This window comes from Romboutsia sp. 13368, from assembly GCF_018336475.1.
In the GTDB taxonomy this organism is placed as follows: Bacteria; Bacillota; Clostridia; order Peptostreptococcales; family Peptostreptococcaceae; genus Romboutsia.
Genome location: NZ_CP048741.1, coordinates 2,107,736 through 2,120,143, shown reverse-complemented (window position 1 = coordinate 2,120,143; position 12,408 = coordinate 2,107,736). Strand labels below are relative to the sequence as shown.

Genomic DNA, 12,408 nt, shown 5'->3' with positions numbered 1-12,408 from the left:
GTGTAGTTGGAGCCTCCGGTGTAGTTGGAGCCTCCGGTGTAGTTGGAGTCTCCGGTGTAGTTGGAGTCTCCGGTGTAGTTGGAGCCTCCGGTGTAGTTGGAGCCTCCGGTGTAGTTGGAGTCTCCGGTGTAGTTGGAGTCTCCGGTGTAGTTGGAGTCTCCGGTGTAGTATTTTCTTGATTTTGGTTATTATTTTCTTTAGACTGTGATGGTTTACTTGATTTAGATGAATATCTACTTGGTCCAGTTCCTTTTATAAAAGCAGCATTTGAACCATAAGATGATCTACCACCATCAATTAAGTTTATTTTTGTAAAGTATATATTATTAGGTACTTTAAAGTCAGTTTTAGTTAAGTTTTTGTGTATTTTGTTCATAACAGTAGACCATAATTTGGCTGCAGATGAACTACCACCAGAAATACCTTTTCTAGAAATTGTGTTACCATTAGGATCTTTTCTACCAGCATCATCGCCTAGATACGTAGCACCAACATAGTAAGGTGTGTATCCTACAAACCATGCATCTAAAGACTTATTAGTAGTACCAGTCTTACCAGCAACTGGCATTCCATTTGATAATGCAGCTCTTCCTCCAGTACCTTCTGTAACAACAGCTTGTAACATATCAGTTAATACATAAGCTACTTGGGAATCTACAACTCTATGTTCTTCAGGTGTATTTTTAACTATAAGTTGACCATCATAACTTGAGATAGTAGTGAATATAGTTGGTTCAATATAAGTACCTCCATTTGCTAATGTACCATAAGCAGCAGCCATTTCAAGTGGAGAAACACCTTGAGACATACCTCCAAGAGTTAAAGATGAGAATGATCTATCCTTTGAATCTGATTGTAATGTTGTTATACCAAACTCTCTTAAGTAGTCAATCATTACATCAACACATTCATCATAAGTGCTTCCTAACATTTCTGCAGTTTTAGCAGCTATAGTATTAGAAGAGTAGGCTAATGCTTTACGTAAACTCATAGAACCAGAACCACTAGTTGTAGTATTTGGGTTCCATCTATTATTATCCTTAAATTTATATCCACCTTCAGCATCGCTTACTGCAGTAGATTGAGTTATTTTTAAAGTATCTATTGCAGGCGTATAAACAGATAAAGGTTTTATAGTTGAACCAGGTTGTTGAGGCGTAGTTGCTCTATTTAAAGTTTTTCTTCCTGAAATATGTCTACCACCAACTAATGCTTTTATTTGACCAGTTCTATAGTCTAATATAACCATTGAAGACTGAGGTTGATGAGAACCATCTGAATCTATTCTACTGCCAGGGAAATTACTATCATCCTCATATTCCTTTTCTAAAGTATCTTGCATAGTAGGGTCTATTGTAGTTGATATTCTTAAACCACCATTATAGAACATATTGTAAGCTTCATCCTTAGTATGACCTTGCTCAACTAAAGCATCTATAACTTTATATTCTATAAGATCTTCTACAGAAGACACTACTTTGTCTTCAGATTTAGGTAATTTTATATTTATAGGCTCAGCTATTGCTTCTTCATATTCTGAATCAGAAATATATCCAAGCTCTAACATTTTACTTAAAACAATATTTCTTCTTTTTATTGCTTTTGGGTTACTAACAGCTTTTCTTACTACCATAGTACCAGATTTTAATTGTTTATATGTATCTTGGCTAGGTATTAATCCCCATTCATTTAATTTATCAATCATATCAAGTTCAACTTGAGTAGGATCATCAAGGTTATCATCAGAAGTATTCACATAGAATAAAAGTCTATTTTCTACATCACTTTTAACTTCTGTGCCGTCTAATTTTGCACTTACATAAGCTGCATAACTAGATGGGTTTTTAGTAGCTCCTGCTAGTAGTGCACATTCGGCTAATGTAAGATCTTTTGCATCTTTGCTAAAGTATCCATTTGCTCCAGCTTGTACGCCAGAAAGACCTCTACCTACGAAAAAGTTATTTAAATAAACTTCAAGAATTTCATTCTTAGTTAAATTTTTACTCATTTCATAAGCATAATAAATATCTTTTATTTTACGTGTTAAGGTTTGTTTATCAGTAGTTAGTAACATTTTTGATACCTGCATAGGTATTGTACTACCACCTTGTCTAGTTCCCGTTAAGGTTTTTACAACAGATCTTAATAGACCTTTTATATCTACACCCTTATGTTCATAGAATCTTTCATCCTCAATTGAAACAACTGCATTAATAATATTTTGAGGCATTTGATCTATTTTAATAGGGTCTTTTTTATTTACTGTAGGGGCGATAGATAATAATTCTCCATTAGCATATCTAATTTCAGTTGCTTGGTAAGTTTTTTCATCTAAGAGTGTTTTAGTAACTGGTTGAACATCTCTTAATGATGCAAACACCAAACCTGTTCCTGCTGCAGAAATAATTACTAGCATGGCCAAAAATACTATTCCTGTTACTCTAAGTATCTTAAACTTATCTTTCTTTTTTGAAGATCTAGTTTTAGGTTATCTAGTTTTAGGTTTGCTAGAGTTAGTATTTCTAGAAGAATTATTCTTATTAGCAGAAGAACTTACTTTTTTTCTTCTTATTTTATTATTTTCATTGTTATCATTACTCATTAAGCTTAACCTCCTTACCTAATGTAATATTATACCACATATGATAATTATTTTCTAATTAATACACAAAAATGAAAGTAATGTAACGATATATATTATCCTAAAGTTATAGTATTAATTATTTTTTACTTATATACTAAAAATATGTTAATTTAAATAATATATATAATATTTAAAAATAAGAAAATAATTTAAAGTTATAACATAAAAATAATAAGGGGGATTATTTTGGGGAAAAGATTAATAGATTCCAAACTAGGTGACTTTAAAAGAATTATAGTTACGTTTATAATGATATTTATAGTGTCTGTATTTATAGGCAGTTTTATATATGTTGATAATAGTTTAAGACCAACAATTACCGTACTTGCTGAAACTAAATCTTTAGAACTTGCAAACAGAGCTATAAATAAAGCAGTTGGAGAGACTGTAAAAGATAAAATAGATTATTCAGATTTAATATATACGAAGTTAGATTCTCAAGGAAAAATATCTATGATACAGTCCAATACTATTTTAATGAATCAAATAGCATCAGATGTTGCATTAGAAATACAAAATGAATTAAAACAGGTAAAGAGCACTACTGCGTACATACCAATAGGAACTGCTTTGAAAAGTCCTATACTAGCGAAATATGGACCACAATTAAAAGTATCTATTGAACCTATAGGTACTGTATCAGTTGATTTTAAAACTAAGTTTGAATCAGCTGGAATAAATCAAACTAGACACACAATTTATTTAGAGGCTAAAACACAAGTCAAAGTAGTTATACCTCTAACAACTTCAACAAAAGAAGTAAAATCACAAATTCCAATATGTGAAACTATAATAGTTGGAGATGTGCCACAAAGTTATGTCAATGTTCCAGAAGAAGTCGTACCTAATATGTTACCTCAATAATATATTGAATGAAGTAAGTTACTAAAATTTTATTAGTCACTTACTTCATTTAGTTTTACTAGTTTTCCATCATCCACTTAATAAAAACTGCATATCCAGTGGTAGGATCATTTTCAACTGCATGAGATATAGCACCAATTATTTTATCATTTTGAATTATAGGAGTACCACTCATACCTTGAACAATTCCACCTGTAAGCTGTAAAAGCTCTTTGTCCACTATACGTATCTTAAATGTTTTAGGTTTAGGAGCTTTTTGATTTTCTATACTTAGGATTTCTATATCAAATTTTTTACAACCATCATTACTAGTTTGCAAAAGTATTTGAGCTTTACCTGTCATTACTTCATCTAAAGATGCTACTTCATAAATTTTAAAATTAGAAGTATCTAATTTTACTATGTTTCCTTTTATACCGAAGTTTGTATTGTTATTGAATTTACCTATATAATCTTTTGGTTTTGCATTAATACATCCAACATTTCCTCTATAAGATTTTTTTATATTTAAATTAGATGTTGTTGAAATAAAACCATTTTTTATATTTATTTTTCTATAACTACCTAAGCTAATAGGATGGGCGATAGCTCCAAATTCACCACTTATAGGATTAATATAGGTTAATGTAGCAAATCCTGATATATTATCTGTTAAATTTACCTCATCTAATTTTTCTTTTATTGTTTTTATATTTATCAAATGATTATTTCTTTTTACTGTAACATTAATAATATTTGTATTGTTTGGCAAACTATTTAATATATTAGATAAATCGCTATAGTTTTTAATATTAATATTATTTATACTAATTATTTCATCACCTAAATTAAAAGGAGAGCTATTTGTAGTACCTCTTACAGTAATATTTTCTAACTGTGTTTCTATGTGAATTACATTACCTATAGGTATTAAAGATTCATTTTCAGTTTTTGTTATAGATTTTGCATAAATTAAATTGTTTGAGAAAAAATATATTAAAAATAATAAGCATACAAGTAATGAAAATTTTGTATTAATAATTTTTTTATTACCATTTTTATAAAACATAAAACACCTTCCTTTCGATGAAATATTTAATAAGTCATGAAATATTTAATAAGTCATGGTGCTTTGATTTAATATTATATTTTGCAGTAATAATATTTTGATTCTTGGAAAACATAAGAAGCCAAACCGTAGATTGCAAAAACAATAAATAAGTCAGAAAACTAGAAATTATAAGATATAAAATAATTATTAAATTTAAAATTTTAATAATATAGTTAAGAAAATATAGAATTATATAAATCGTAAAAATCTAAAAGTACAATATAAAAAGTATATATGGAAAGTATGTAATATAAAACATAAAAAAACCCTTAATAAATTAAATTTAATCAAGTGTTTTTTTTCGCTTTATTCTTTTTTTTATAATTTTTTTCTTATAGGGATTATTTTTACAACATGTTTTGTTAATTTGAGTTCTAGTCATAGCAACATCTGGTGTTGGTGCTGGAATTGGCTCTTCGGGATCAGAAGATGAACATTCATCAATAGTTGCTATTAAAGCAAGTTCATCAGATAAAACGTCTAAAAAAGTAGCTAATATATTTATATCATTAGTACTAAGTTCCTCACCTAAAGCTACAGCTAATGTAGATGCTAACAATATATAATCCAATGAACTAAAAGTACATAATTTAGAATCATTTATATTTAGATTTCTATTCATACTTTTTGGAATTACCTTTTTCATAAAACCTCCTAAAAAAGTTATATAAAAATTATATGATAATATAAAAAAATTAAAAACTAATATGAATTTTAATTTAACCTATTATTTATAAAAATAATAAATAATGGAGATAATACTCTATGCATTATACTTAAAATTTTATTACATAGAAGGGAGTTATGATATGAAAAATTATAGAATTTTAATTGGTATTATAATTGCAATAGCTGTAGTGGTTATAGGAACTTCAGATCCTGCAAAAAATTTATATAAAGCAACTAATTTAATTAGTAATGGCATAAAAGTAGATGAAAAAAAAGAAGATGATAAAGATATAGAGGTAAAAGATATATTAGTATGTATTGACCCTGGACATCAAGAAAAAGGTGATAGTAATTCAGAGCCGGTAGCACCAGGTTCATATGTAAAAAAAGCTAGGGTATCATCAGGGGCTACAGGCGTAGCTACAAAAAAACCAGAATATATTTTAAATTTAGAGGCATCCAAAGTTTTAAAGAATATATTAGAAAGTAAGGGATATAAAGTAATAATGACTAGAGAAAGTCATGATGTTAATATAAGCAACTCTGAAAGAGCAATATTTGCAAATAATAATAAAGCAGACATGGTTGTAAGAATACATGCAGATAGCTTAAATAACCCAAGTAAAACAGGAGCATCAATTTTAATACCAGCTAAAGAAAGTAAATATACAACTGATATATATGAAGATAGTAAAGTATGTGCAAATTTCATCGAAAATAAAATGAAAGAAGCAGGTATAGAAGTAAATGGAGTATTTGAAAGAAATGATTTAACAGGATTTAATTGGTCACAAGTTCCTGTAGTTTTAGTTGAAATGGGATTTTTAAGTAATTATAATGAAGACCAAATGATGTCAAATCCAGAATATCAAAACAAGTTAATGAAATCTATATCAGATGGCCTGGAAGAGTATTTTACAAATAAATAAAATATAGGTGATGTCAATGACAAGTAAGCTAGAAAGTGCCTATGGAAAAGCATTAACTAGTACATTTAAAGTAGTAAGTCCAATAAAAAGGACAATTAAAAAAACAGAGTGTGAAGTACATTTATATATACAAGAAAATGCATTAGAAATTTTAAATATTAATGGATATCATGATGAATTAAAATTATTTAAAGAGTATAAATCAAAAGTGAATGAAGGATTAGTATGGGCAGATCAGGATTTTAAATGCTATCAACACTTTTACAATCCAAGAGAAGAAAAAGGAATGTATGGGTATGAGGAAAATGCGCTTACTGTATCAAGTGATTATTATTCACAGGCTATTAAATACTTTAAATTAGATAACTATGAGCAAAGTATGTTTTATTTTGGAGCTATGTGCCATATAATTCAAGATTTAACAATACCACAACATGCTAAGGGAAAGTTATTTGATAATCATAGACAATTTGAATCTTATATAAAAGAAAACTATAGGATAATAAATAGATTTAAGTGTACAGAAGAGCCTATAATATTAAACTCAGTTGCTGATTATGCTAATTATAATTCATTAAATGCTATCAAATTTGATTTTATGCATAAAGATATAACTGATTTAAACACAAAGTTTTACTTAATAGCTTTAAAAAGTCTAACATTAGCTCAAAAGACTACAGCTGGATGCATGATTATGTTTTATAATGATTTACTTTATATTTAATATCTAATTAGGAGCATTAGACATATGTCAAATACTTGATTTAAGTCAAAAAAGAATATATTATAGTATAGAATGTAGATAAAAAATTATAAAGAGGTGTTAAGATGCTAGTAGTAGAAAATGTAAGCCATGGCTTTGGAGCTAGAACTATACTAGAAAATGTTTCATTTAGACTTAGAAAAGGTGAACATATAGCATTAGTTGGAGCAAATGGAGAAGGTAAATCAACTTTCTTAAATATAATAACAAAAAAACTTATGCCAGATGCAGGTAATATAAAGTGGTCATCAAGAGTTAGTGTAGGTTACTTAGATCAACATACTGTTCTTGAAAAAGGGAAAACTATTAGAGATATATTAAGAGAAGCTTTTAAGTCAATGTTTGATTTAGAGCAAGAAATGTTAGCTATGTACGACAAAATGGGTGAGGCTAATGATGAAGAAATGGCTAAACTTATGGAAGAAACAGCAGATATACAAACTATATTAGAAAATAGCGGATTTTATATGATAGACGCTAAAATACAAGAAATAGCTAACGGATTAGGTCTTGGAGAAATAGGTTTAGATAGAGATGTAACTGATTTAAGTGGAGGACAAAGAACAAAAGTACTTCTTACTAAATTATTACTTGAAAATCCTACAATATTAATATTAGATGAGCCTACAAACTATTTAGATGAAGAACATATAGTTTGGTTAACAAGATATCTTCAAGAATACGAAAATAGTTTCATCTTAGTATCACATGATATATCATTTATAAATGACACTTGTAATGTAATATATCATATGGAAAATGGAGAACTAAATAGATATAAAGGAAATTATGATGAGTTTGTAAGACTTAATGAAATAAAGAAGCGTCAAGAAGAAAATGCATACGACAAGCAGGTTGAGGAGAGAAAGAGACTAGAGGACTTTGTAGCTAGAAATAAAGCAAGAGTTGCTACTCGTGGTATGGCAAATAGTAGACAAAAACAATTGGATAAAATGGAAATATTAGAAAAACCAAAAGAAAAGATAAAACCTACTTTTGGATTTAAAGAAGCGAGAACTCCAAGTAGATTTGTATTTGAAACAAATGATTTAATTTTAGGTTATGATGAAGCTTTAACTAAACCATTAAACTTTATATTAGAGAGAAATCAAAAGATAGCTTTAAAAGGTATGAATGGTATAGGTAAATCAACATTACTTAAAACATTACTTGGAATAATAAAACCATTTGGTGGAGAAGTAAGACATGGAGATTATTTAGAAGTTGGATACTTTGAACAAGAAAGCTCAAGAGATAACTATAATACTCCAATGGATGAAGTATGGGCAGAATTCCCAGGACTTACAAACTTTGAAGTAAGACAAAGTCTTGCTAAGTGTGGACTAACTAATGAGCATATAACAAGCCAAATGAGAGTTTTAAGCGGAGGAGAAGCTGCTAAAGTTAGATTATGTAAGATAATGTTAAAAAATATAAACTTATTAGTTTTAGACGAACCTACAAATCACTTAGACGTAGAAGCTAAAGATGAACTTAAGAAAGCTATAAAGGAATTTAAGGGAACAGTACTTTTAGTATCACATGAACCAGAATTCTACATGGATATAGTAGATGATGTGTGGAATATAGAAGATTTTACAACTAAGATAGTANTAAAAATACTTTGGGGTATTTAATATATGAAAAAAATTATTAATGTAATATTTTCGATTATTTTTAGTGTATTAATTATAATTACAATAGTAAAGTTTACTGTAGGATTTAAACAACTTTATTATTTTGATATAGATTACTTGAATATACCTATGTTGTCAGGTTTATCTAAAGAAGAAATAAAAGAAAATTACGATTATACGATAGATTATAATTTAAGTAAAGAGAACAAAGAATTTGAATTACCAACTTTAAAATCTTCGAAACAAGGTAAAATTCATTTTGAGGAAGTTAGAGATATATTTCAAAATATGAACAAAATATTTAATATATCATTAGTACTTTCTATAATAGGAGTAATAATAAATATATTAAATAAAAATATAGAAATATTAAAAACAACATCAAAAACATTAATTTTGCTACCGATGATATTAATGTTGCCAGTAGTTATAAATTTTGAAGGTAGTTTTGTATTATTTCACAAAATTATGTTTAACAATGACTATTGGATATTTGATCCGAATTTAGATCCGGTAATAAATATTTTACCTGAAAAATTTTTTTTCCATGCAGGTATTATGATTTTAATACTTGTAATTGTAGCTAGTTTAGCTAATTATTTAATATATAAACTTTTAAAAAGGGAGCAGTAAACTGCTCTCTTTTTAAAAATATTAATCATTATTTTTTGCTATTTTAATAATATCTTGAAACTTACTCATAATATATTCATAGCTATTTTTATTGTGTGGTAATAAGCAACTAGAACAATCTTTTATATCATTATTTATGTATTTAAAATTGCCTCCCCAGTTTTTACCTAAAGCATATAAAGGGCAGTAGCAAAATAAGCAGTTAAATTCATCGTGTTTATTTGTTTTATGACATGGGAAGAATTCACATTCTTTATGGTAAAAAAATTTATAATTATCACTCATATTATTATCCACCTAATTTAATAGTACTAATATAATTATACTAAATATTAACATTAGTGGTATAATAAGAAAAATAAAGTATAATAGTTATACAATATATCAGATAAATCTATAAACGAGGTGCTATTTATGGAAGAAAAAAAGGAAAGAGCTTTACTTGTAGGATTAAACATTACATCTACAGCAAGAAAAATAGATGATATAGATATAAATGAATCTATGGATGAATTAAAAGAGTTAGCAAAAGCTGCAGGAGCAGAAGTTGTAGGAAGTTTAATTCAAAATAGACAATCTAGAGACTCTGCATTTTATGTAGGAAAAGGAAAAGTAGAAGAGATAAAAGCATACAGTGATTCATTAGGAGCTACAGTTGTTATTTTTAATGATGAATTATCTGGAGCGCATATAAGAAATATTGAGGAAGTAGTTGGTGTAAAAATTATAGATAGAACTACATTAATACTTGATATATTTGCTCAAAGAGCACTTAGCAAAGAAGGTAAACTTCAAGTTGAGTTAGCTCAATTAAACTACAGATTACCTAGATTATATGGTATGGGTGGTCAAATGAGTAGAACTGGAGCTGGTATAGGAACAAGAGGTCCAGGGGAACAAAAACTTGAAATAGATAAAAGAACTATACTTAATAAAGCAGCTGATATAAGACGTGAGCTTAGAGAAGTTAAAAAAATAAGAGAGACTCAAAGAGTTCAACGTTTAAAATCTAGTATACCGATAGTAGCACTTGTTGGATATACAAATGCAGGTAAATCAACTTTATTAAATGAACTTATAAAAACTCATAAGGATTATGATGTAGAAAAAGAAGTTATGGCTAAAGATATGCTGTTTGCTACTCTTGATGTAACTTTAAGGAAGGCGCTATTACCTAATAAAAAAGAATTTTTAGTGGTAGATACAGTTGGATTTGTAAGCAAACTTCCTCATGATTTAGTAGAAGCTTTTAAAGCAACATTAGAAGAAGTTCAATATGCAGATTTAATTTTACATGTAATAGATGCAACTAACTCTAATTATGAATTACAAAAAAGTACTACAGAAAAAGTACTTAAAGAACTAGGTGCAGATACTAAACCTACTATACTTGTATATAATAAAATAGATAGATTAGAACTAGATATATATCCTAAAAATCATGATGATATAGTTTATATATCTGCTAAAAAAGGTATAAACATGGATAAGTTAATAGACATTATACAAGATAATATAATGAAAAATACTTATGCAGTAACTTTAATACTACCTTATGAAAGAGGAGATATATTTAGTAGACTAAAAAATAAATACAATATAGAGAACTTTGAGTATGTAGAAAATGGAATAACATTAGATGTAAATCTAGAAGAAGAGGACTATAATATATATAAAGAGTATATTTTAGAAAAGTAGGGAGTATTATGAACATAACTTGGGATAATATAGACAAACTAGAAGATTATTACATAACATATCTTCTATATAAAGAATCTAGGACAGTATCTCAAATAAGTAGGATAAGAAATCTATCAACTTCGGAAGTAAATGATCAACTAATAAAGGCTAAATTAGAAATAAAGTCTATGCTTAAAGCTAAAATAGAATTATCTAAAGATATAATTGACAAGTTTCTAACTCTTAATAAAGATGATAGGCTTAAATTTATGGAAAGCTTAAATGAAGAAAACATGTTAGATTTTAAGCGAAAATTATATAAAAGGATAATTACTGAAAAAAATGCAGAAGACTTGATGATACTAGTTTGGGCAACGGGAGAGTTAAAAGATGACAGATTTTTAGCATTATTACATCCTCTTACAAGTCATAGGCATTCAGATGTAAGAAGAATAACATATTCTGCACTTAGAAAGATACAATCTCCAAGTAGTAGAGAATATTTGCAAAGAGGGCTTTATGATAGTAATCCTCAAACTAGGCAATATTGTGCAAAAGCTCTTGCTAAAATAGGTAATAAAAATAGTTTAAAAATGTTAAAACAATTAAGAAATAAGAAAAATTTCGAAAAAGAATATGTATTACGAGCATATGAAGAAGCTATAAATATATTAGAAGAAGATATTTAACATATTTAACTTTATTTAACATATAATTCAGTAAATAAGATATTTATCTATAGTATATCTCCAGAAGTTAACATGAAAACTCACTAAATTTAATCAGTTCTAAATGTTTAGATATTTAATTAATAGTAAATGATGTATGAATTAAATAATAAATTGAGAACTAAATTAAAGATAGTGATTGAAATTTATAATACATCTAAAATCAGATAAATCATAAATTTCTAAAATCTAAAAGAAGATAGTTAATAGGAGGGGTCTAAATGATAGTAAGACAGTGTGCAGGTGGAGTAGTGTTTTATGCTAATAAAGTATTGCTTGTTAAAAATGATAGAGGAGAATGGACTTTACCAAAAGGCAAAATACATCAAGGTGAATTAACGTATTCTAGTGCAGTTTTAAGAATAAAAGAAGAAACTGGAATAGATGCAAGTATCTTAGAAACTGCTGGTAATACGATGTATGAATTTTTCTCAAGAAGTAGACAACAAGAAGTATGCAATGCTATTACATGGTATATAATGCAATCTAAAAACTGTGATTACACATTAAAAGATGAATTTACTGATGGTGGTTTTTATAAAGTTAGAGAAGCTATAGATATGTTAACTCATAGTCAAGAAAAATCTTTAGTTGATATATCTTATAAGAAATATAAAGATATTAAAAGAAGTAATATTGATGGTGGATTAGCTACAAATTAAAGTATATAAAAAGAAAGGAAATTTCCTTTCTTTTTTATTATTATAAATCGAATTTTATTTAAAGTTGTACCTAAAAAATATATTGGCTATAATAACAATATAAGTTTAT

Annotated in this window: 12 protein-coding genes; 8 read left to right on the top strand and 4 right to left on the bottom strand. The window is 27.6% G+C overall.

Annotated features, from left to right (window positions below; all coding sequences use genetic code 11):
• Window positions 1-2,416, bottom strand: a 2,416-nt coding sequence (locus tag G3997_RS08830) for a transglycosylase domain-containing protein (RefSeq protein WP_296649496.1), incomplete at its 3' end; no start/stop codon positions are given.
• Between the two features lie 414 nt (window positions 2,417-2,830).
• Between G3997_RS08830 and yunB the strand changes: the two genes are divergently transcribed.
• Window positions 2,831-3,508 carry a sporulation protein YunB gene (gene yunB, locus G3997_RS08825; protein WP_296645413.1) on the top strand — a complete coding sequence of 226 codons (678 nt, stop codon included), beginning with the start codon at window positions 2,831-2,833 and terminating at the stop codon, window positions 3,506-3,508.
• Between the two features lie 58 nt (window positions 3,509-3,566).
• Here the strand turns inward: yunB and G3997_RS08820 are convergent, their stop codons facing one another.
• Both G3997_RS08820 and G3997_RS08815 read right to left on the bottom strand, forming a co-directional pair.
• Window positions 3,567-4,556 (bottom strand): SpoIVB peptidase S55 domain-containing protein, encoded by a 990-nt coding sequence (locus G3997_RS08820; protein WP_296645412.1) that lies wholly within the window; start codon window positions 4,554-4,556, stop codon window positions 3,567-3,569.
• A gap of 325 nt (window positions 4,557-4,881) precedes the next feature.
• On the bottom strand, window positions 4,882-5,244 hold the full coding sequence (locus tag G3997_RS08815) for a hypothetical protein (RefSeq protein WP_296645411.1): 363 nt from the start codon (window positions 5,242-5,244) through the stop codon (window positions 4,882-4,884).
• Between the two features lie 163 nt (window positions 5,245-5,407).
• On the opposite strand from G3997_RS08815, the gene G3997_RS08810 reads away from it, so the two are divergent.
• From G3997_RS08810 to G3997_RS08795, 4 genes are all read left to right on the top strand, one after another.
• A complete protein-coding gene (locus G3997_RS08810; RefSeq protein ID WP_296645410.1) occupies window positions 5,408-6,196 on the top strand; it encodes an N-acetylmuramoyl-L-alanine amidase family protein in 789 nt (262 codons plus the stop codon).
• 16 nt (window positions 6,197-6,212) lie between these two features.
• The gene (locus G3997_RS08805) at window positions 6,213-6,920 is read left to right on the top strand and encodes a zinc dependent phospholipase C family protein (RefSeq protein ID WP_296645409.1); all 708 of its coding nucleotides are present in this window, start codon (window positions 6,213-6,215) and stop codon (window positions 6,918-6,920) included.
• Window positions 6,921-7,024: 104 nt separating this feature from the next.
• Window positions 7,025-8,596 (top strand): ABC-F family ATP-binding cassette domain-containing protein, encoded by a 1,572-nt coding sequence (locus G3997_RS08800; protein ID WP_296645408.1) that lies wholly within the window; start codon window positions 7,025-7,027, stop codon window positions 8,594-8,596.
• Between the two features lie 3 nt (window positions 8,597-8,599).
• Complete coding sequence (locus G3997_RS08795; protein ID WP_296645407.1) at window positions 8,600-9,229, top strand: TIGR01906 family membrane protein; 630 nt, start codon at window positions 8,600-8,602, stop codon at window positions 9,227-9,229.
• Window positions 9,230-9,250: 21 nt separating this feature from the next.
• On the opposite strand, the gene G3997_RS08790 is transcribed toward G3997_RS08795, so the two are convergent.
• Entirely contained in the window at window positions 9,251-9,514 is a 264-nt protein-coding gene (locus G3997_RS08790; RefSeq protein ID WP_296645406.1) for a cysteine-rich small domain-containing protein, read from the bottom strand.
• A gap of 129 nt (window positions 9,515-9,643) precedes the next feature.
• Between G3997_RS08790 and hflX the strand changes: the two genes are divergently transcribed.
• The 3 genes from hflX to G3997_RS08775 all read left to right on the top strand — a co-directional run bounded on the left by hflX (window position 9,644) and on the right by G3997_RS08775 (window position 12,299).
• The gene (hflX, locus tag G3997_RS08785) at window positions 9,644-10,927 is read left to right on the top strand and encodes a GTPase HflX (protein ID WP_296645405.1); all 1,284 of its coding nucleotides are present in this window, start codon (window positions 9,644-9,646) and stop codon (window positions 10,925-10,927) included.
• An 8-nt stretch (window positions 10,928-10,935) separates the two neighbouring features.
• Complete coding sequence (locus G3997_RS08780; protein ID WP_296645404.1) at window positions 10,936-11,598, top strand: HEAT repeat domain-containing protein; 663 nt, start codon at window positions 10,936-10,938, stop codon at window positions 11,596-11,598.
• 260 nt (window positions 11,599-11,858) lie between these two features.
• The gene (locus G3997_RS08775) at window positions 11,859-12,299 is read left to right on the top strand and encodes an NUDIX hydrolase (protein ID WP_296645403.1); all 441 of its coding nucleotides are present in this window, start codon (window positions 11,859-11,861) and stop codon (window positions 12,297-12,299) included.
• Window positions 12,300-12,408 lie beyond the last annotated feature (109 nt).